The following is a 19999-nucleotide window of genomic DNA, read 5'->3' as shown; positions in this document are numbered from 1 at the left end:
CGGCGGCGGAGCAATGTCGGGCCTGTCGCAAGATGTGATGACGTCGTGTGACGAGAGCTCCGCGACGCCTTTTGCTACAACGGTTTGCGCCCATCGCGGGAAGTGGGACGAGGAAAGCGGAATGAGCATCGAGGCCGCGCCGTCGCCCTCTCTCAACGGGGCCCCGCTCAAGGTCGCGCTGGTCGAGGACGACGCCGCGTTCCAGGAGGCGTTCCGCGCCGCCCTGGCGGCCGCGCCGGACCTGGCCATGGTCGGCGTGGCCGCCACGGCGGCGGAGGCGCGGGCCATGCTGGCCGAGCCGCCCGTCGACGTGCTGGTCGTGGACCTTGGCCTGCCGGACGGTTCGGGCGTCGACGTCATCCGCGAGGCCCACGGGCGCTGGCCCGCCTGCGCGATCATGGTCGCGACCACCTTCGCCGACGAACGCCACGTGATCGCCTCGATCGAGGCCGGGGCCAGCGGCTATCTGCTCAAGGACAGTCCTCTGCCGACCATCGTCCAGGACATCCGCGTCCTGCACGCCGGCGGCAGCCCGATCAGCCCTCGCATCGCCCGCCAGGTGCTGATGCGCTTTCGCCCGGACGAGAAGCCGGCGGGCGAGGTCGAGGCGGCCGACAAGTCCGGAATCCCCAGCCTTTCCGAGCGGGAACAGGAGACGCTGCAGCTGATCACCCGCGGCTTCTCGTTCGAGGAGATCGCCGAGCTGATGGGCGTGTCGCGCAACACGGTGCTGACCTTCGTGCGGCGCATCTACGCCAAGCTGGAGGTTCGCTCGAAGACCGAGGCCGTGTTCGAGGCCCGCGCCTATGGCCTCCTCTAGGCTGACCGAGCGTCGCTGGTTTCCCTGGGCGGCGTGGGTTCTGGCGGGGCTGGCGGCCCTGGCCGTGGCGTTCTTCATCGAGGCCCGGGCCGGCGGCGTGCGTCTGACCGCCGCGCGGATGACCACCGTCGACACGGTCGGCTACCAGCCGCCGCCGGCGACCAGTCCGAAGGGCGGACCGACGGCGGGGAAGATCGTGACCCTGCCGCACGCCCCGGCGCCGCTGTTCGCGCCCGCGGTCGAGGCCTCGCCCCAGCGCATCGCCACCCGCGTCACCTGGTATTCGCTGAGCGTCCCGCCGCTGCCCGACGACGGCCGCCAGCTCTATCTCTACGTCCCGCGCTGGAAATCGGACGGCTCGCTGGCGATCTACGCGGACGGGCGGCTGGTCCACCAGTCGCACGCCAATCTGCAATGGAACGGCTCCAACGAGCCGCTGATGATCAGCCTGCCGCGCACGGACGTCTCGCATCCGCCGCGCGTGGTCGACATCCGCCTGCAGCATGTGCGCGGGATCGGCGGCGCGTTCTCTTCGGTCTGGATCGGGACCTATCGCCAGCTGGCGCCCCGTTACACGATGCGCGAGATCCTGCAGGTCCAGCTGTCGTCGTTCGCCTCCTTCGCGTTCCTGGCCACGGGTGTTTTCGCCTTCTTCGTCTGGCTCAGCCGGCGCGGCGAGCCGATCTACCTGCTGTATTTCCTGACCTCGGTCGTCGTGTTCGTGCGGATGCTGCACACCTTCGTCGGCGTGCATCCGCTGATCGTCTCGGACGCCTGGTTCGGCTGGCTCACCGTGATCTCGCCGTACTGGATGATCATCGTGCTGCATCTGTTCGTGGCCGAGCTGCACGGGGTGCGCCAGCGCTGGCTGACGGGCGCGGCCCTGCTCAATGGCGGCGTCTGGACGGTCGCCACCCTGCCGGGCCTGGTGGATCCCACGCTGTTCTCGGCGCCGGTCTATATCAACCTGCTGATCCTGGGGCTGGTCGTGGCCTTCAACGGCGTGCGCCAGTCGATCCGGTCGAGGTCGCGCGACGCCATGCTGCTGTCGCTCTGGTGTCTGATCACCGTCATGGTCGGCGTCTACGACCTGGGCCTGCAGCAGAACCTGGTGAACATCGAGAGCGTCTTCCTGAGCAACTTCACCGGCGTCGGGTTCACGCTGCTGTTCTGGTACATCATGTTCAGCCGCTACATCGAGGCGCTGGAGACGGCGACCCAGGCCAAGGCCGACCTGGCTCGACGCCTGGCCCAGCGCGAGGCCGAGCTGGCCGTCAGCTACGACCGGCTGCGCGAGGTCGAACGTCGCGAGCTGTTGCACCAGGAACGCCAGCGGCTGATGCAGGACATGCACGACGGCCTGGGTTCGACCCTGGTCGGCGCCTTGCGGGCTTTCGAGGGCGATCGCGGCGCCGAGCTGGACACCGTCGGCATCCTGCGCGGCTGTATCGACGACCTGAAGCTGACGATCGACTCGATGGAGCCGGTCGAGACCGATCTCCTGCTGCTGCTGGCCACCCTGCGCTTTCGCCTGCAGCCGCGCCTGGAGGCCGCCGGCGTCAAGCTGATCTGGGACGCCGGCGAGGTCCCGCCGCTGGAATGGCTGGACCAGCGCCACGCCCTGCACATCCTGCGCATCCTGCAGGAGGCCATCGCCAACGTCCTCAAGCACAGCGGGGCGCGAGCGCTGACGGTCTCGGTCCGCGCCGAGGACGATACGGTGCTGGTCCGGGTGCAGGACAACGGCCGGGGCTTCGATCCGACGACCTTGCCGTCCGGCGGGCGCGGCCTGGCCAACCAGCTCAGCCGCGCCGAGGCGATCGGCGCGGTCCTGCGCTGGGAGCCGTCCGATCGCGGCAGCAGCCTGGCTCTCGCCCTGCCGGTCAGGAAGGGCTAGCCATTACTTCCCCTCGAACGCCGCCTGGATCTTGGCGATGTCGATCTTCTGCATGCCCATCATCGCTTGGAACGCCCGGCCGGCGGCCTCGCGATCCGGGCTGGTGGTCGCCTCGATCAGCTGGCGCGGCGTGACCTGCCACGACAGGCCGAACTTGTCCTTGAGCCAGCCGCACTGCGACTCCTGCCCGCCGTCGGCGGTCAGGGCGTTCCAGTAGTGGTCGACCTCGTCCTGGCCGTCGCAGTCGATGACGAACGAGAACGCCTCGTCCAGCTTGAACGTCGGGCCGGCGTTCAGGGCGATGACCTTCTGGCCATCGATCTCGAAGGTCACGGTCATGACCTTGCCGGGCTTGCCGCCGCCGGGCGCTTCGCCGGGATAGTAGTCGACGCTGGTGATCTTCGAATTCGGGAACAGCGAGACGTAGAGCTTGGCGGCCTCCTCGGCCTCCTTGTCGAACCACAGGAAGGGGGTGATCTTGGGCATGGTCGTCTCCATCGGACCGTTGATGTTCGACCCAAGGACGGTTGACCGAACCGCGTTCCGACAACCAGCTCTAAATTGCCCGAACAAAATGATTGCTGAGCTAGACTCAACAGAGCAGTGAGCCAAACGCTCTTATCCGGTGAAGCTGTCACCCTATCTTCGGACGGCTGGCGGCGGCGCCGCCACGCCTGATCCCTACAGAAGGAGCTCCCCATGAAGACGCGCGTACTCGGCGACGGCCTTACGGTTTCGGCCATCGGTCTCGGTTGCATGGGGATGAACCAGGTCTACGGCACGGCCCTGGAGAAGGCCGACGCCTTCAAGGTGCTGGCCAAGGCCGTCGAGCTGGGCGTGACCTTCTTCGACACCGCCGAGATCTATGGCCCGTTTCTGAACGAGGAGCTGGTCGGCGAGGGCCTGAAGCCCTTCCGCGACAAGGTGGTGATCGCCACCAAGTTCGGCTTCGACATCGGCCCCGCCAGCGATGGCCAGGGTTATAGCCGGATGCGCGGCGTGAACAGCCGGCCCGAGCACATCCGCGAGGTCGCCGAGGCCTCGCTGAAACGCCTGGGCGTCGAGGTCATCGACCTGTTCTACCAGCACCGCGTCGATCCGAACGTGCCGATCGAGGACGTGGCCGGGACGGTCAAGGACCTGATCGCCGAGGGCAAGGTCAAGCATTTCGGCCTGTCGGAGGCCGGCGCGGCCACCATCCGCAAGGCTCACGCCGTCCAGCCCGTGGCGGCCCTGCAGAGCGAATATTCGCTGTGGTTCCGCGAGCTGGAAGCCGAGATCCTGCCGACCCTGCGCGAACTGAAGATCGGTCTGGTGCCCTACAGCCCGCTGGGCCGGGGCTTCCTGACCGGCGCGGTTCGTCCCGAGACCCTGGCCGAGAACGACTTCCGCCGCGGCCTGCCGCGCTTCCAGGGCGAGGCCCTGACCCGGAACCTGTCGCTGGTCGACGCCCTGGTCGAGATCGCCGGCGAGAAGGGGATCACTCCCGCCCAGCTGGCGCTCGCCTGGATCCTGCATCAGGGCCAGGACATCGCGCCGATCCCGGGCACCACCAAGATCGCGCGCCTGGAAGAGAACATCGGCGCCGTCGACGTCTCGCTGTCGGCCGAGGACCTAGCTCGCATCGCCGCCGCCGTGCCGGAAACCGCCGTCGAGGGCGAACGCTACAGCCAGGCCGGCCTGGCGATGGTCGGCCGCTAGAGCCTGTCAAGATTCCGGCGCCGCTTCGGCGCCGGAGTCGTCTTCTCGACCCTTTTTCTCCTGATCGCGTGATAAGGTGATCGACGGGCCGCCATCCTTGTTTCTGCTCGCCCGAGAAACTTCACCATGAAGCCGAGCCAAAACCGCGTTCGCGCGTTTGCCCGCTGGGAAGGTTAGGACGAGGACGGACATGATCGGGGGGCAGAGCCGACCACGCGACAGCGTCGCGCCGGATCCGGCGCTCGCGCACGTCTACATCACGGACGAACTGGCGTCCCGTCCGGTCAAGCCGGCCGACCACCTGCGCGAGAAGCACGCCGTCCAGGAACTGGCCATGCGCATGGCCGATCAGCCCGAGCAGGTGTTGCCCCGCTTCGTCGACCTGGCCATGGAATTGACGGGCGGCGTCTCGGCGGGCCTCAGCCTCTACGAGCCCGACCCGCCGGGCCCCGGCGTCTTTCGCTGGCGCTATCTGCGCGGCAGCCTGGCCGCCTTCGAGCACGCCACGACGCCCCGCGAGTCCAGTCCCTGCGGCGTCACGCTGGACCTCAACGGCCCGGTGCTGGCCCGCCATCCCGAGCGGGTCTATGGCTGGATCGATGAGGCGGGGATCGTCGTGCCCGAGGTGCTGCTGGTGCCGCTGCGCTTCGGCGGCGAGCTGCCGATCGGCACGCTGTGGATCGTCTCGGACAAGGAAGGCTGGTTCGATGGCGGTCACGCCCGCTCGATGACCGAACTGGCGGCCTTTGTCGGCATCGCCCTGCGGATGCTGCACGGCGAGCGCCAGCTCCAGGACGCCCTGGAGGAACAGGAGCTGCTGACCAAGGAGATGAGCCACCGGGTCAAGAACCTGTTCGCCATCACCGACGGCATGATCCGCGGCACGGCCCGCGGCGCCGTCGACAAGGCGGACATGGCCCGGTCCCTGTCGGGCCGGCTGCACGCCCTGGCCAGCGCCCACACCCTGGTCAGCCGCAAGCTGCACGAGGTGGGGCGCGCGCCGCGCACCGGCGACATCGGCGCCCTGATCGCGGCGGTGGTCGCCCCGCACGAGCATACCGATCTCGCGCTCCCGACGCGATTCGTGATCGAGGGACCGCACGTGCCCTGCGGCGACCACGCGATCACGGGCGTGGCTCTGGTCTTCCACGAGTTGACCACCAACGCGCTCAAGTACGGCGCGCTGTCCGACGAGCATGGCCGCGTCGCGATCAGCTGGACCGCCGACGACGAAATCCTGAGCTTGCGATGGGTCGAGCAGGGCGGTCCGCGAGTCGTCGCGGCGCCTGAGACCAAGGGCTTTGGCAGCACCCTGGTGCGCAACACCGTCGTCAGCCAGTTCGGCGGCGCGCTGGACTATGACTGGGCCCCCGAGGGCCTGCGCGTGGACATGCGCCTGCCGATGGCCAAGGTGGCGCTGTAGGCGCCGAGTGGCGCCCCTGAATTCCCCGGGAGTGGCGCCTGACGCCGCGAAGTTCTACCTCCCATCTGCAAGCTGCTGACAGAATCCGGTCGCCGATCCGCAAGTTTCGGGCGGCGTCGCGTCTGAACGCGGCCTATGGCGCAAAGACGTCACCCGGGGAGAGATCATGAGTTCGACCATTCGCCGCGCCGCCCTGATGGCGGCGGCCGCCTCGGCCCTGGCCGCGCCCGCCTTCGCCAGCTCCGAGGCGCCGCGGCGCCAGAGCCTGGACGAGGCCTGGTGGACCGGTCCTCTGCTGGCCTCGGGCGCTGGCACCCTGCCCACGGGTCACATTCTGTTCGAACCCTATCTCTATGACGCCAAGCCGTACGGAAGCTTCGACGCCGACGGCAAGCGCCACAGCGCCCCGGACGCCGACAACATCGGCTCGTCGGCCTACATGCTGTACGGCGTCACCGACACCCTGACGGCCGGCTTCATCCCGCATCTGGGCTATCGCCGGGCCGGCGGGCGCTGGAGCCAGGGGCTGGGGATCGGCGACCTGACCGCCCAGGCCCAGTACCGCCTGATGCAGTACGAGGAAGGCAAGCGGCCGACCCTCTCGGTGATGCTGCAGGAGAACCTGCCGATCGGCCGCCACGACCATCTGGAAGGCCGCCCCAACGACGGCTTCGGCAGCGGGGCCTACGCCACGACCGTCGGCCTCAATTCGCAGTACCTGTTCTGGATGCCGAACGGCCGGATTCTGCGCACCCGCCTGAACGCGCAGTACACCCGGTCCGACAACGCCAAGGTTCGCGGCGCCAGCGTCTACGGCACGCCCACCGGCTTTACCGGCAAGGCCCAGCCGGGCGACAGCTTCCTGGTCAACCTGGCCTTCGAGTACAGCATCACCAGGAACTGGGTGGCGGCCATGGACCTGGCCTGGCAGCGCGACGACTCGACCAAGGTGACCGGCAGGTTGGGCGGCGGCGGCTTCGAGCGCCGCTATCCGGTCAGCAAGGCGCTGATCCTGGCGCCGGCGGTGGAGTACAACTTCAATTCCAGCGTCGGCGTGATCGTCGGGGCGCGGATCGTGCCGGCCGGCCGCAACGTGACGGCCTCGGTGACGCCGGCGATCGCGGTGAACTACGTGCGGTGACGCTCCCTCCGGCCCTCCGGGCCACCTCCCCCGCGGGCGGGGGAGGAGGGGCGGATTTCCTCCTCCCTCGTGAAACGGGGGAGGTGGCGCGATGCGAATACGCATCGTGACGGAGGGGGCGCTGCGTTCGCCGGGCCTTGATCCTCCGACCATGATCCCCCCACACTCCGCCCCATGGCCGGCAACCCGCTTCGCACGCTCGATTCCTTCGAACTCCTGAAGCTGGGCAAGGCGTCGGTGACGGTCGGCGGGCTGGCGGCCGGGATCCTGATCGTCGTCGTCGCCATCGTCGCCGCGCGCCTGACCTCCACCGGCCTGCGCAAGCTGCGCGAGAAGGCGGCTGGCAACGCGGCCTCGCTGTACATCGTCGAGAAGGTCGTCACCTACGGCCTGGTGGTCATCGGGGTGGTGGCGGGCCTGTCGACCATGGGCGTCGACCTGACCTCGCTGACCGTGTTCGCCGGCGCCCTGGGCGTCGGCGTGGGTCTGGGCCTGCAGGGCATCATCAAGGACTTCGCGTCGGGCGTCAGCCTGGTGTTCGAGCGGCTGGTGGCGGTGGGCGACTTCGTCGAGCTGCCCAATGGCGGCCGGGGCGTGGTCCACGAGATCGGTCCCCGCGCGACCCGCATCCGCACCAACGACAGCACCGACATCATCGTGCCCAACTCGGTGCTGGTGAACGACCAGGTGATCAACTGGACCCTGCGCAACACCAACCGCCGCATCCGGGTGCCGTTCGTCACCGCCTTCGGCGCGGACAAGGACCGGGTGCGCGAGGCGGTGCTGAAGGCCGCCAAGGCCGCGCCCTACACCTCGCCCGACGACGCCACCCGCCGGGCCCAGGTCTGGCTGGTCGGCTATGGCGAGAGTTCGCTCAAGTTCGAGCTGATCGTCTGGCCGACCGTCGAGGCCGTGCGCCGGCCGGCGGCGATCTTCGCGGCCTATACCTGGCTGATCGACGACGCCCTGCGCGGGGCCGGCATCGAGATCCCCTATCCGCAGCGCGACATCCGCGTGCGCGCCCTGTTCGGCGAGGAGGGCGAGGACGCCCTGACCAGCCTCAAGCTGGAACCCGCCGCCCGTCGCCGCAAGGCCAAGGCGGTCCGGGCCGGCTCCAGCAACGACGCCGCCGCCGATCTGGAACGCGAGGATCCGGAAGAGATGCCTAACCCGCCGCCTTCGCCTTCCCCGCCCAAGACTGAACGTTGATAACCTTGGCGGGTTGACGAGATTGCTGCGTCGCCGCAATGTTCTCGCAAGTGCAAAAGCGCACCCCTCTATCGCTCATCCCCGCGAAAGCGGGGACCCAAGCTGAATCAGCAGTTTCGCGGACGGCTTCGCCAGATTCCGAGCCTCTGCTTGGGTCCCCGCTTTCGCGGGGATGAGCGGGGGGAGGGAGGTCAAAAACGGGGAGATAGCGGATGAAAACCGCGCGCGGCTTTTTCAAACCCTTGGCCATCGGCGCGCCGACGCCCTGGCGCGAGCCGCCGGCCCGGGTCGAGCGGATGATCCACTTCGTGCCGCCGCACCTGGACAAGGTCCGCGCCAAGGTCGCCGAGATCGCCCCGACCGTCGACGTCATCCTGGCCAATCTGGAGGACGCCATCCCCGCCGACGCCAAGGGCGCGGCCCTGGCCGGCCTGGTGGCGATGTCGCGCGAGGTCGACTTCAAGAAACTGGGCGTCGGCTTCTGGACGCGGATCAACTGCCTGAACTCGCCCTGGCACCTGGACGAGGTTGCGACCATCGTCGAGAAGGCCGGCGACAAGATCGACGTGATCATGGTCCCCAAGGTCGAGGGGCCGTGGGACATCTTCTACATGGACCAGCTCCTGGCCTCGCTGGAGGCCAAGCACGGCGTCACCCGGCCGATCCTGCTGCACGCCATCCTGGAGACGGCCGAGGGCGTGATGAACGTCGAGCAGATCGCCGGCGCCAGCCCGCGCATGCAGGGGATTTCGCTGGGCCCGGCCGACCTGGCGGCCAGCCGCGCCATGAAGACCACCCGGGTCGGCGGCGGCCATCCGGGCTACCGCGTCATCGAGGATCCGCATGCGGACGGTTCGGCCCGCGCCTCGGTGCAGCAGGATCTGTGGCACTACACCTTCGCCAAGATGGTCGACGCCTGCGCCGCCCACGGCATCAAGCCGTTCTACGGCCCGTTCGGGGCGATCGACGACCCGGTGGCCTGCGAGCAGCAGTTCCGCAACGCCTTCCTGATGGGCTGCGCCGGCGCCTGGAGCCTGCACCCCAGCCAGATCGCCATCGCCAAGGCGGTGTTCAGCCCGGCTCCGGACGAGGTCGCCTTCGCGCGCAAGATCCTCGAAGCCATGCCGGACGGCACGGGCGTGGCGATGATCGACGGCAAGATGCAGGACGACGCCACCTGGAAACAGGCCAAGGTGATGGTCGACTGCGCCCGCCAGATCGCGGGCAAGGACGCGGAATATAGGGCGCTGTATGGGCTCTAGTCACTTGCCCCCTCCGCGCCTTCGGCGCTCCTCCCCCGGAGGGGGAAGAAGGATCCTTCCGCCCCCTCCGGGGGCGGACGACCTCGCGGAGTGAGGTCAGGTGGGGGCCTGCTGAGGTGGAAGGCTTGGCTCAGTTCCCGCCCACCGTCGTCACCACCCGCGCCCCCGCCGTCAGCAGCTTGTGGATCGGGCACTTCTCGGCGATTTCGAACAGGCGCTCGATCTGCTCGTCATTCAGGTCGCCCTCGATGGTGATCACGCGCTCGAAGCGGTCGTGCGGGGTCTGGTCGGGGTCGGCGTGGTGGAAGACCTCGACATGCATGGCCGCGATGTTCCAGCCCTTGCGGTTGGCGTAGAGCCGCACGGTCATGCTGGTGCAGGCCGCCAGGCCCGCGCAGACCAGCTCGTGCGGGTCGGGGCCCAGGTCCAGCCCGCCTTGGGCCACCGAGACGTCGGCGACGATCGTCGACGGGCCGGCCGTGACGAAGGTCTGCAGGCCGCCGTGGCCGCTGTCGTCGGCGGTGGCGAACGGGCGGGTGTGGACGGCGTCGGTCATGGAAGAGGTCCTTGAGTCGGTCGGCGGAAGCTGGCGCTTCCTACCACCCCCCTCAAGGGCGCGCTTGCACGATCGGGCTCAGCCGGAAGTCCGGCTCGTGGTCGGGCCCCAGGGTGATCGAGGCCTTGGGCAGCACCGGTCGATCGCCGGCCATCGTCAGCTGGAACCGGTCCAGCAGGCTGGCCAGGATGATCTGCGCCTCGGCCAGGGCGAAGCCGGCGCCGATGCAGACCCGCGGGCCGGCCCCGAACGGCAGGAACGCCTCGACGCCCCATGGATGCGGTTGATCCAGGAACCGCTCGGGCCGGAAGGCGGTCGGGGCGTCCCACAGCTTGCGGTGCCGATGGATCAGCCAGGGACTGATGGTGACCATGCAGCCGGGGACTACCTCGTGGCCCAGCACGGCGTCGGCGCCCTGCGCCTGACGGGCGATCATCGGGGCGGCGGGATAGAGCCGCGGAGTCTCGAACAGCACCGCGCGCAGCAGCGGCCAGGCCTTCAAGTCGTCGAGGCTGGTCACGCGTTCGGCCGGAAAGGCGTGGACCTCGGCGCGGACGCGCGCCTGGGCGGCGGGATCCAGGGCCAGCAGATAGGCGGCCCAGAACAGCAGGCGCGAAGTGGTCTCGAACCCCGCCGCCAGCATCGAGCCGCACTGGTCGCGGATCTCCTGGTCGGCCAGCGGCGCGCCGGCCTCGTCGCGCGCGGCCAGCAGGCGGTCGAGCATGTCGAGCACATCGGCGTGAGGCTGCGCCCGGCGCTCGGCGATCAGCGCATCGACCGCCGCCAGCCAGCGCGCGCCCAGCCGCCGCCGGTCGCCGTCCGCGAACGTCAGGTCGTCGGCGCCCTTGGCCATGAAGTCGAACAGCTTGAAGTGGGCCGGCCCCTCCATGTAGCGGCGGACCAGCTCCGCCAGCAGCGCGCCTTCTGTGTCGGCGCGGCGCGAGAACAGGGCGCGCAGCACGGCGTCCAGGGTGGCGTGATGGAAGGCCTGGGCCAGATTGGCGTGGCTTCCGCCGTCCAGCGTCTCGGTCAGGCCCGCGCCGGCGGCGACGAAGTGAGGCAGCAGGCCGCCCGTCGCGGCCGGGGTGAAGACCGGGGCCAGGCTCTTGCGCTGGCGCCTCCAGGTCTCGCCTTCGCTGAGCAGCACGCCCTCGCCGACCAGCGGCCGCAGCGGCCGGCGGGCCTTCACGGGGCGAAGATAGTTGAGCGAGGTCAGGATCTGGCGCGCGGCGGCCGGATCGCTGACCACCAGGCCCGGCTGGCCCATGAAGACGTAGGGCGTGACCAGGCTGTCGAAGTCGTCCTCGCAATAGGTCCCGACCAGGTTGCGGCCCATCTCCCAGGCGACGCGCAGCTCACCCAGCGCCGAACCGCCGAGCGGACGGGCGTGGACCTTGGGCGCGGGCGGAATGAGGGGAGGCGCGGGGCGGACGTCTTCAACGAGGTCCATGGAGGGCGGCCTTCCGGCAAGCGGGACCCGTTTTGGATCCCATCCGGAAGCAGAGGCTATAGCCGCTCAGATCGCCGCGCAATAATTCATCGAGTCAGGAATTTCAGACTCAGGCGGCGACGGCGTGGGCGGTCACGTCGAAGACGCGTTGCGAACCGCGCCACACTTCGACGAAGTCGCAGCGATTGTGCATGTCCAGCAGTTCGAAAGCTCTGGCGCGCGCCGCATGATCGTCCGCGCAGGGCGTGACGTCGAAACGCGGGACCGAGCCGTCGGACTCGACACAGAAGAAGGTGAACACCTGCATGGGAACTGTGCGCTCTCATCAGGCGGGGCCGCGCATATTCGATGCCGGGGCCCGCGGGGGCGCAAGTCGGCTTCCGCGACCTGCTACAAATTCAACATAGGACTCTATGTCGCGATTCACCAGAGGAGAGAGTCTCGATTCGAGACTCACCTGGGGATCGCCACATCGCAGCCTGTGGATAAAACACGTCCGATTCGGGGCGGTTCCGCGCCGGAATCTCGCCTCTTTCCCTCGACGGATTCCGCCACTAGGTTCGCACCCTTTCATTAACGGCGACGTTTAAGAGTCCATGGCCGCCCATTATCTCGATTTCGAACGCCCAATCGCTGACCTGGAAAGCAAAATCGAAGAGCTGTCCCGGCTCTCCGAAACGGCTGGACCGGGGGCGTTCGACGCCGAGATCCAAGCTCTTCGTGACAGAGCCCAGGACCTCCGCAAGGAGGCCTACGCCAATCTGGACGCCTGGCAGAAGACGATGGTCGCCCGGCACCCCCAGCGGCCGCACCTGCGCGATTATGTCGCGGGCCTGATCGACGAGTTCGTCGAGCTGCGCGGCGACCGCAAGTTCGCCGACGACCAGGCCATCGTCGGCGGCCTCGGCCGCTTCCGGGGCCAGCCGGTCGTGGTCATGGGCCACGAGAAGGGCCACGACACCACCACGCGCTTGAAGCACAACTTCGGCATGGCCCGCCCCGAGGGCTACCGCAAGGCCGTCCGCCTGATGGACATGGCCGAGCGCTTCAGCCTGCCGGTCCTGACCTTCGTCGACACCGCTGGCGCCTATCCGGGCCTGGGCGCCGAGGAGCGCGGTCAGGCCGAGGCCATCGCCCGCTCGACCGAGCGCTGCCTGACGCTGGAAGTGCCGATGGTCGCCACGATCGTCGGCGAGGGCGGCAGCGGCGGGGCCATCGCCCTGGCCGGCGCCAACCGCGTGCTGATCCTGGAGCACTCGATCTATTCGGTGATCTCGCCGGAAGGCGCGGCCTCGATCCTGTGGCGCGACGGCGCCCGGGCCAAGGACGCGGCGACGCAGATGCGCATCACCGCCCAGGACCTGATCAAGCTGGGCATCGTCGATCGGATCATCGAGGAACCGGCCGGCGGCGCTCATTCCGACACCGAGACGGCGATCCAGGCGGTCGGCGACGCGGTCGAGGATGAGCTGAAGGCCATGGCCGCCATGAGCGCGGCCGAGCTGAAGAAACAGCGCGCCGAGCGCTTCTACGCCATCGGCCGCGCCGGCCTGCAGTAGGATTTTCTGGTCGCCGACGTCACAACGGCGGCGTTAGCCTCGTCCTGTTCCCGAAGGGCCGATCGCGGCCCGACAGCAAGGAGCAAGACCATGGGCGACACCGCCGCCTTCCGCCACGACCTGAACGTTCCCGAGATCTACAAGGCCTTCATCGCCGCCGAGGGCGCGGTGGTCGCCTCTGGCCTGCCGGCTGGCCTGATCCATCTGGTCAAGCTGCGCGCCTCGCAGATCAACGGCTGCGCCTTCTGCGTGAAGATGCACTCGAAAGAGGCCCGCGACGACGGCGAGACCAACGAGCGCCTCGACCGCCTGACGGTCTGGAGCCACGTCAGCGACTACACCGCCGCCGAGAAGGCGGCCCTGGCCTGGACCGAGACCCTGACCCAGCTGCCGACCCATTCCGACCTGGCGCCGCTGCGCGCGGCCCTGCGCGATCACTTCGACGACCAGCAGGCCAGCGCCCTGACGGCCTGTATCGGAATGATCAACCTCTGGAACCGCCTGGGCGTTTCGGCGCATTAGACGACTAGAGCGTGGCGGCCGCCACGCTCTGAATGTTTGAAAAAGAGCGGCGGCGAAGGGCCCCGTCTTGCTGGAGCCTCAGATGACCCGTCTCTTCGCCGCCGTGCTGCTGTTGACCGCCGCCGTCGCCCCAGCGGCCCATGCCGAGGACCCAAAGTACTCGCCGGCCTACGACCGCTGCCTGGCCGCGCCGAGCGGGCAGAGCACCATGGGCATGATCGAGTGCATCGGGATCGAGTTCGAAGCCCAGGACGCCCGGCTGAACCGCGCCTATCGGACGGCGATGAAGCGGATGGAGCTGCCGCGCCAGAAGGCGGCGCTGCAGAAGGCCCAGCGCGCCTGGATCGCCTTCCGCGACGCCGACTGCGCCAGCCTTTACGACCAGGACTGGGGCACGATCAGCCGGGTCGAGGCCGCCAACTGCCGGCTGGACCGCACCGCGCGCCGCGCCGATGCGCTGGAAGACTTCCGCAAGCAGGGCTGAGAACGGCGTTCGCTGGCGTTCGGCGGCGGACACGCTAAGGTGGCGCTCCAAGGTGGAGCTTGCCCGATGATCCGATCCCTCGCCGTCGTCGCGGCCGTCCTGGCGGTCGCGCCCGCCCAGGCGGCTCAGCCGGCCAAGGCGCCGCTGTCCGCCTATGACCGCTGTCTGGCCGGGCCGGCGGCGCGCGCCCAGGCCGGCGCCATCGCCTGCGTGGACGCGGAGATCCGACGCCAGGACGCCGCGCTGGAGCGCGACTACCAGGCGGTCCTCAAGGACATGATCGATCTCGAGAAGGATCGCGACCCGCCCGAAGCCATCGCCTCGGACCCCGTGCGCGCGGCCCAGCGGGCCTGGGCCGCGTTCCGGGACGCCGATTGCCGCCTCGCCGCCAGCCCGACCTGGGGCGCGCGGGCCGAACTCGACGCGCGCCAGTGCGTGCTGGAGAACACCATCGACCGCGCCGAGTCGCTCGCTGCAGAGGCCAATCCGTCGGCGGAGCCACCCCCTGGGGCCGTGATCGCTCCGCCGTCTCCCTGCGAGAAGCGGGCACATACCGCCCGGGACATGGGGGTGTGCGCGCTGAACGACCTCGCGCGCTCGGACGCCCGGTTGAACCGGACCTACAAGGCCCTCCTGGCGCAACTGGTCCCGGGGGACAAGGACACCCTGCGCGCGGCGCAGCGCCTGTGGATCGCCTACCGGGACGCCGCGTGCGACCGGTATATGGACGACCGGCTGTGGGGGCGGGACGGGGGCTACCAGGCCACGACGTGCGCCGACGCGATGACGTCCGCCCGCGCCGACCAGCTGGAGGCGTTCTTCAAGTCCCATGGTCCGCGCGCCGCACGCTGACGACCTCCCGGCTCACCGCCCCGTCCCGATCGCCCGCGCCAGGGCCGTCAACCGTGTGCGGATCGGGCCCGGCGGCAGGTTCAGGAACGCTTCGGCCAAGGCGGGGCCCTCGGGCGCGGCGACCATCTCGGCGACCAGGTCGCGACCGCGGCCGTCGTCGGGGTTCTCCGGCTCGGCCAGGCCGTCGAAGAACCGCGCCACCGGCAGGTCCAGCACCAGCGACAGGCTGTGCAGCGCCGAGGCGCTGATCCGGTTGGTCCCGCGCTCGTACTTCCGCAGCTGCTGGAAGCTGACGCCCAGCGTCCGGGCGACGGCCGACTGGCTCAGCTGCAGGGCCCGGCGGCGGGCGCGGAGCACCTGGCCGACATGGCGGTCGACGGGGTGGACACCGCCACCCGAACTGGCTGTTTGACGACCCATACGTGCACCCCTCCACCTCGGCGCGAAAAATACACACTGAAGGTGTGTAGATGCGCGGAGCGACCAAGGCAAGGGTCGCGCGTGTCCGATGATCCCGACCTGACCGCCCTGGGGCGAGAAATCCGCGACCGCCGCAAGGCCCGCAATCTCAGCCAGGAAGCCCTGGCCGAACTGGCGGGGCTGCACCGCAACTATGTCGGCCTGCTGGAGCGCGGCGAGCGCAACCCCAGCGCCACCACCCTGTTCCAGCTGGCGCGAGCCCTGGAGATCCGCTTGGCCGAGCTGGTCGGGCGGCTGTGAGCCAACACCGCTCATCCCCGCGAAAGCGGGGACCCAAGCCGAGTCTAATATTCTAGCTTGGCGCTCCACGCTCCACCGCCGCTTGGGTCCCCGCTTTCGCGGGGATGAGCGGAGAGGGGGCGAGCCCTAAGCTTCTCCGTCCTCCATCGCCGCCAGCAGGGCCCCGACCGAAACCCCCAGCGCCCGGGCCAGCCGCGTCAGGGTCAGGTAGTCGGGGTCGCGCCGCCCCGCCTCGATCGCCGCCAGGGCCTCCTCGTCCAAAGCCGCCGCCCGCGCCAGGGCGGCCAGCGTCCATCCCGCCGCCTCCCGCCGCGCGCGGATCCCTCCGCCCAGCTTTCGCAGTGGAGACGGCGTGTTCATGGATTGTTCTAGCCATGGTGGAGCCGCGCCGTCAACTCGCGCGATGGGCGGCGCGGCCCGGAACCGGCGAATGACCGCGAATTCACGGGACAGCGGGGGCCGGCCGACGCGACAGTCGTTCCGCCGCACCGGAGCCCCCGATGATCCTGCCTGTCCTGCTCGCCGCCCTGGCCCTGCCGCCGATCCCGTCCGGCCCCGCCCTGGAGCAGGCCATAGCGGCGCGCGACGCGGCCCTGTTCGGCGTGATGTTCGAGCAGTGCGACCCGGCCGCCCTGACCGACCTGGTGACCGGCGACATGGAGTTCTACCACGACAAGGGCGGCCTGATGGCCCACGACGCCTTCCTGGCCGACTACGCCAAGACCTGCGCGGCCAAGCGCGCGCCCGACGCCTGGCGCTCGCGCCGCGCGCTGGTCGCCGGGACGATGAAGGTCTACGCCATCCCCGGCTTCGGCGCGGTCGAGGAAGGCGCCCACCTCTTCTACGAGCGCAAGGGCGAGGGCCCCGAGCGCCTGGCGGGCCGGGCGCGGTTCTCCATCCTGTGGAAGCTGGACGCCGACGGCCGCTGGCGCATGGCCCGCGCCTTCAGCATCGACCACGCCCCCGTCCCCTGAGCGCCGCCTACAGCGTCACCCGGAAGTGGAAGGCGTCCACCGCCAGGCCCTCGCGGAAATAGAACCGGTGGGCGCCTTCGCGGACGACGTTGGAGATCAGCTCCAGATGCCCGCAGCCCTCGCGCTGGGCCTCGGCCTTCAGCCAGTCCAGCAGCGCCTTGCCGTGGCCCCGCGAGCGCGCGGCCGGGTCCGAGACCAGGTCGTCGACGCTGAGGAACCGGCCGCAATACAGCATGTCCAGCAGCCGCCACCCGGCCACGGCCCGGACTTGGCCGTCCTCGACGATGGCGGTGAGCCGGTAGCCGTCCGAGGCCATCAACTGACGGATCCGCGCGACATAGGCGTCGCGGGTCAGCATGGGACGCAGGTGGGCCATGACCTCGAAGGTGGCGAGGATCTCGGCGTCGGTGGCGGGGTGGAGGATCACTCGTTAGGCTAATCAAACTTTGGTAGAGGTTGAGGAGTTTTCACAGCGGAAAGCTCCCTATAAAGGGCCTTCGCACTATGCATATTCTCGGCGCTTGCCTTTTCTGATTTCAGAGCGCTTACGCGCTCCCAAGGCATTTCCTCGCCTCCGGCAGCAAGGAACGCGGCTGTAACTGCCAATTCCAGTACAACAGAGTTTGCGTTTGCCGCTCGCAAGATAAGCGCCTCCTTGAGGGGGTCGGGATTTCCAATCTTTGCGGCGTGGAAAATAGAATAGCGCCCGCCCCAGGTCGCAACTTTCTCATCCTCTTCAATAAGTCCGAGCAGAATGGCCCTATCAACAGCAGAGCTCAATTCCTCGCTATAGGGACCGAAGAGATGGTACGAAAATGTGAAGCCAGCGCCCAATCCAGCGAGTTCGAGTATGGCAGCTGTCTTTTGGAGTTTGGTTCGGCCAACAAAATCGCCAACGTACCCCACTATTTCTGCGGCGTCTTTCGCGGTTGGATTGCTCATTTTGTGACTTCCCCCACAATCTGATCTATCAGTTTTTTTCCAGCTTCATCTCTATAGTACAGGCGGTAGGCGTGGTATTGGCCGAGCTCATCGACTGCGCTCGATATGTTCGCCAGGTCGTGCAATTTTTCGTCTGCGCCCATTAGATATATTGAAGAAATCTTTCCATCTCTCTTATAGGCGTCGCGTTTCGCTTCGTCTTCAAGAATTAGAGGAATGCCTTGATCTCGCCTTTGAAGTAATTTCCGCTCTTTAATCAGTTCAATCGCCTCGGCTGTTTTGACGCGAGCGGTTTTGCGCGCTTCTGCGCGTTTCGCGGAATCGGGATCGTCGGGTGCTTCATACGTGGCGGCCATATACTTCGAAACGTCAAAGCATCTATATGGTTTCCTGTCGCGAATCCGGCAAGAAAGCTCAGAAAGAGCGTGGTCTTTACTGTCGCAAAGCTGGGAAAGGGCCCCGTACACAACTGTGTCGTCGAGGCGGAGGAATTCTTCGACTCCGTCAGGATTTCTCAGATATCGAACGATAGGGTGATTCGCCGGGAGGCCGCAGGTTTTGCCGCCAATTACCCTGTGCGCGATATTCTCCATGAGGGCTGTGAATAACTTCTCGAATCCTCTGGTAGTTTTGTGAAAATAAACGTTTATGTATAAGTAGAATAAACTTAAGGCGTACCCTTCTGCAGCGACGGATGCTTTTCGATCTAAAACGAATGTTTCGACCTTCTTGATGTTTGTATCATCGACGCCGACGTCTATTTTTCCGACCTTTAGGTTCTTTAAGAGCCACTCATAGTCTATTGCTGATTGTTGTGTGCCAGACATAATTCTGTCGCGCCGCATGTAGTCGAGCCGGTCTGCGTCGAACTGGCTGGAAACCATTGAGGCATAGATATCGGCAGGGTATCTACTAAGTATTATATTTGATACTTCGTCCGGAAAGTCTGAATCAAAAGCATCTTCGAAGATTTTTGATATCTCCGTTCCATTTATGATAGCTTGTGTTCTAGTTTCGTGCTTTCTCGATAGTTTAACCCCATCCAGCGCATGTTCGAATGCGTGACTAAATGGTCCGTGTCCGATATCGTGAATCAGTGCGGCAGCTATAGCAACGTGAGCTTTTCGGGTGTTAAATCGACCTGATGGGCCGCCTACTCGATCGGATATAACTTCCGACAATTGCCGAGCGGTGTGAAACACTCCTACGCTATGCACTAATCGCGAATGTGCTGCGCCCGGATACACGTAATCGGAAAACCCAAGTTGCTTAACTCTTCTCAAGCGTTGAAGAGGGCGGGTGTTCAGAACATTCCAGCATGTCTGGTCTATATCGTTGTCACCAAACTGGATTAGGTTATGTAAAGGATCGCGTACTCGCTGAACCTTGCGCGTCATCCGATTCCCCCCTTTGTTGTGGGTAATCATCATGCGCCCTGTAGGGTTGAGCAAGCGGCAGAAGGTTCCTCAATGCGAACAAAGCATGAACCTCTGTCGACATCAAGACGATTTTACCGCCCCACCCACCTCACCGCCGCCGCATCGCTATCATCCGGCCGCGTGTTGAACGCGATCCGCGCCCCCGGCGCCCCTCGGTGCACCGCGTTCACCACCGTCTCGAACAGCCCAAGACTGGGCGGCGGGTTCCTGATCCCCGCGCCGATCACCACCACGTCGTAGGTCGCGCCGGCCAGCTGGGCCTCGATCTCGGCCTCGGCGACGACCGGGTCGGGCTGGACCTGCAGCATGTCGACGTGATGGCCGAGGGCCTCCAGGGCGGCCTCGGCCTGGGCGAGGCCGGCCAGGACCTTCTCGGCGGTCATGCCGGGCGGCAGGGCCGGGCTCGTATAGTCGACGGTGTTGACGTCCTGGCCCAGGACCAGGATCCGCTTCGAACTGTTCATGGTCGGCGCTCCCTTCGGGTCGGCGGCGCTCTCGCCTGGATTGCGCGCGCGGACCGACGCCCTCTAAGCTGCGCCATGACCCAAGGCGTGTCCATGCCCCGTTCCCCGTCTCGTCGCGTCCCCCGCCTGCTGGTCGCCGTCCTGGCCGCGTCCCTGAGCCTGGCATTCATGAGCCTGGCGCCGCTGGCGACCGCTCGGGCGGCCGAGCCGTCCGAGCCGCTGCCCGCGCCGGCCCAGGCCAAGGTCGACGCCTTCCTGGCCCAGCTGAAGGCTGGCAAGGTCAAGGAGGCCTATGACGGCGCGTTCGCCGGCACGCTGATGAGCAAGAAGCAGGCGGAGGTCGAGCAGGCGATCGCCGGGACCGAGACGGGGCTGCGCTACTACGGCGCGGTGCGCGACTGGCAGCTGATGGAGACCGCGCGCCCGGCGGCCGGTTTCGCCGTCGCGATCTATATGGTCCGGCTGGAGAACGCGCCGCTGTTCGTGCGCTTCCAGCTCTACGACAACGGCGCGCGCTGGATCGTCTACAACGTCACCTTCAGCGACAGCCACGACACGGCCAAGACCTGGTGAGGCCAGCGCCG

Annotated in this window: 24 protein-coding genes and 1 pseudogene; 15 read left to right on the top strand and 10 right to left on the bottom strand. The window is 67.5% G+C overall.

Features of this window, described 5'->3' with window-relative positions; all coding sequences use genetic code 11:
• Positions 1-121: 121 nt before the first annotated feature.
• Together ABIC66_RS23275 and ABIC66_RS23270 are read left to right on the top strand one after the other, a co-directional pair.
• Entirely contained in the window at positions 122-820 is a 699-nt protein-coding gene (locus tag ABIC66_RS23275; protein WP_354073592.1) for a response regulator, read from the top strand.
• Positions 807-2717 carry a sensor histidine kinase gene (locus ABIC66_RS23270; RefSeq protein WP_354073590.1) on the top strand — a complete coding sequence of 637 codons (1911 nt, stop codon included), beginning with the start codon at positions 807-809 and terminating at the stop codon, positions 2715-2717. The genes ABIC66_RS23275 and ABIC66_RS23270 overlap by 14 nt, the downstream gene beginning before the upstream one ends.
• A 3-nt stretch (positions 2718-2720) precedes the next feature.
• Here the strand turns inward: ABIC66_RS23270 and ABIC66_RS23265 are convergent, their stop codons facing one another.
• Positions 2721-3203: a VOC family protein gene (locus tag ABIC66_RS23265; protein ID WP_354073588.1), complete on the bottom strand. Its 483-nt coding sequence runs from the start codon at positions 3201-3203 to the stop codon at positions 2721-2723.
• Positions 3204-3416: 213 nt separating this feature from the next.
• On the opposite strand from ABIC66_RS23265, the gene ABIC66_RS23260 reads away from it, so the two are divergent.
• The 6 genes and pseudogenes from ABIC66_RS23260 to ABIC66_RS23240 all read left to right on the top strand — a co-directional run bounded on the left by ABIC66_RS23260 (position 3417) and on the right by ABIC66_RS23240 (position 9453).
• A complete protein-coding gene (locus ABIC66_RS23260) occupies positions 3417-4418 on the top strand; it encodes an aldo/keto reductase (RefSeq protein WP_354073586.1) in 1002 nt (333 codons plus the stop codon).
• A gap of 190 nt (positions 4419-4608) precedes the next feature.
• Positions 4609-5841 (top strand): sensor histidine kinase, encoded by a 1233-nt coding sequence (locus ABIC66_RS23255; protein ID WP_354073584.1) that lies wholly within the window; start codon positions 4609-4611, stop codon positions 5839-5841.
• Between the two features lie 166 nt (positions 5842-6007).
• On the top strand, positions 6008-6982 hold the full coding sequence (locus ABIC66_RS23250; protein ID WP_354073583.1) for a transporter: 975 nt from the start codon (positions 6008-6010) through the stop codon (positions 6980-6982).
• A 21-nt stretch (positions 6983-7003) separates the two neighbouring features.
• A pseudogene (locus ABIC66_RS24305) lies at positions 7004-7123 on the top strand (hypothetical protein); the annotation flags it as partial.
• A 33-nt stretch (positions 7124-7156) separates the two neighbouring features.
• The gene (locus ABIC66_RS23245) at positions 7157-8191 is read left to right on the top strand and encodes a mechanosensitive ion channel family protein (protein ID WP_354073581.1); all 1035 of its coding nucleotides are present in this window, start codon (positions 7157-7159) and stop codon (positions 8189-8191) included.
• A 212-nt stretch (positions 8192-8403) separates the two neighbouring features.
• Complete coding sequence (locus tag ABIC66_RS23240; RefSeq protein ID WP_354073579.1) at positions 8404-9453, top strand: HpcH/HpaI aldolase/citrate lyase family protein; 1050 nt, start codon at positions 8404-8406, stop codon at positions 9451-9453.
• 130 nt (positions 9454-9583) lie between these two features.
• On the opposite strand, the gene ABIC66_RS23235 is transcribed toward ABIC66_RS23240, so the two are convergent.
• From ABIC66_RS23235 to ABIC66_RS23225, 3 genes are all read right to left on the bottom strand, one after another.
• Positions 9584-10009, bottom strand: a complete 426-nt coding sequence (locus tag ABIC66_RS23235; RefSeq protein WP_354073577.1) for an OsmC family protein — start codon at positions 10007-10009, stop codon at positions 9584-9586.
• 52 nt (positions 10010-10061) lie between these two features.
• Positions 10062-11459: a cytochrome P450 gene (locus ABIC66_RS23230; protein ID WP_354073576.1), complete on the bottom strand. Its 1398-nt coding sequence runs from the start codon at positions 11457-11459 to the stop codon at positions 10062-10064.
• Between the two features lie 109 nt (positions 11460-11568).
• Positions 11569-11766 carry a hypothetical protein gene (locus tag ABIC66_RS23225; RefSeq protein WP_354073574.1) on the bottom strand — a complete coding sequence of 66 codons (198 nt, stop codon included), beginning with the start codon at positions 11764-11766 and terminating at the stop codon, positions 11569-11571.
• A gap of 289 nt (positions 11767-12055) precedes the next feature.
• Here ABIC66_RS23225 and ABIC66_RS23220 point away from each other — a divergent pair, with 289 nt between their 5' ends.
• The 4 genes from ABIC66_RS23220 (at position 12056) to ABIC66_RS23205 (ending at position 14876) form a co-directional block, all read left to right on the top strand.
• A complete protein-coding gene (locus tag ABIC66_RS23220; RefSeq protein WP_354073572.1) occupies positions 12056-13018 on the top strand; it encodes an acetyl-CoA carboxylase carboxyltransferase subunit alpha in 963 nt (320 codons plus the stop codon).
• Between the two features lie 90 nt (positions 13019-13108).
• Entirely contained in the window at positions 13109-13540 is a 432-nt protein-coding gene (locus ABIC66_RS23215; RefSeq protein ID WP_354073570.1) for a carboxymuconolactone decarboxylase family protein, read from the top strand.
• Positions 13541-13622: 82 nt separating this feature from the next.
• On the top strand, positions 13623-14024 hold the full coding sequence (locus ABIC66_RS23210; RefSeq protein ID WP_354073569.1) for a lysozyme inhibitor LprI family protein: 402 nt from the start codon (positions 13623-13625) through the stop codon (positions 14022-14024).
• Positions 14025-14090: 66 nt separating this feature from the next.
• A complete protein-coding gene (locus ABIC66_RS23205) occupies positions 14091-14876 on the top strand; it encodes a lysozyme inhibitor LprI family protein (protein ID WP_354073567.1) in 786 nt (261 codons plus the stop codon).
• A 12-nt stretch (positions 14877-14888) separates the two neighbouring features.
• Here ABIC66_RS23205 and ABIC66_RS23200 read toward each other — a convergent pair whose 3' ends face one another.
• Positions 14889-15296, bottom strand: coding sequence for a helix-turn-helix domain-containing protein (locus ABIC66_RS23200; RefSeq protein WP_354073565.1), 408 nt, complete (start codon positions 15294-15296; stop codon positions 14889-14891).
• Between the two features lie 81 nt (positions 15297-15377).
• Between ABIC66_RS23200 and ABIC66_RS23195 the strand changes: the two genes are divergently transcribed.
• Positions 15378-15596: a helix-turn-helix domain-containing protein gene (locus ABIC66_RS23195; protein ID WP_354073563.1), complete on the top strand. Its 219-nt coding sequence runs from the start codon at positions 15378-15380 to the stop codon at positions 15594-15596.
• Between the two features lie 126 nt (positions 15597-15722).
• Here the strand turns inward: ABIC66_RS23195 and ABIC66_RS23190 are convergent, their stop codons facing one another.
• Positions 15723-15956, bottom strand: a complete 234-nt coding sequence (locus ABIC66_RS23190) for a helix-turn-helix domain-containing protein (protein WP_354073561.1) — start codon at positions 15954-15956, stop codon at positions 15723-15725.
• Between the two features lie 140 nt (positions 15957-16096).
• On the opposite strand from ABIC66_RS23190, the gene ABIC66_RS23185 reads away from it, so the two are divergent.
• A complete protein-coding gene (locus ABIC66_RS23185) occupies positions 16097-16570 on the top strand; it encodes a nuclear transport factor 2 family protein (protein ID WP_354073559.1) in 474 nt (157 codons plus the stop codon).
• A 7-nt stretch (positions 16571-16577) separates the two neighbouring features.
• Here the strand turns inward: ABIC66_RS23185 and ABIC66_RS23180 are convergent, their stop codons facing one another.
• The 4 genes from ABIC66_RS23180 to ABIC66_RS23165 form a co-directional block, all read right to left on the bottom strand.
• Positions 16578-16997, bottom strand: coding sequence for a GNAT family N-acetyltransferase (locus ABIC66_RS23180; protein WP_354073557.1), 420 nt, complete (start codon positions 16995-16997; stop codon positions 16578-16580).
• Positions 16998-17005: 8 nt separating this feature from the next.
• Positions 17006-17512 carry a hypothetical protein gene (locus ABIC66_RS23175; RefSeq protein WP_354073555.1) on the bottom strand — a complete coding sequence of 169 codons (507 nt, stop codon included), beginning with the start codon at positions 17510-17512 and terminating at the stop codon, positions 17006-17008.
• Positions 17509-18909, bottom strand: a complete 1401-nt coding sequence (locus ABIC66_RS23170) for an HD domain-containing protein (RefSeq protein ID WP_354073553.1) — start codon at positions 18907-18909, stop codon at positions 17509-17511. Before ABIC66_RS23170 ends, ABIC66_RS23175 begins: the two co-directional genes overlap by 4 nt.
• Before the next feature lie 113 nt (positions 18910-19022).
• A complete protein-coding gene (locus ABIC66_RS23165) occupies positions 19023-19415 on the bottom strand; it encodes a hypothetical protein (RefSeq protein WP_354073551.1) in 393 nt (130 codons plus the stop codon).
• 93 nt (positions 19416-19508) lie between these two features.
• Between ABIC66_RS23165 and ABIC66_RS23160 the strand changes: the two genes are divergently transcribed.
• Positions 19509-19988, top strand: a complete 480-nt coding sequence (locus tag ABIC66_RS23160; protein WP_354073549.1) for a hypothetical protein — start codon at positions 19509-19511, stop codon at positions 19986-19988.
• Positions 19989-19999: the final 11 nt, after the last annotated feature.

Origin of the sequence: Caulobacter sp. 1776 (genome assembly GCF_040545685.1) — a bacterium.
Taxonomy (GTDB): Bacteria; Pseudomonadota; Alphaproteobacteria; order Caulobacterales; family Caulobacteraceae; genus Caulobacter.
This window is presented reverse-complemented; position numbering and strand designations above follow the sequence as displayed.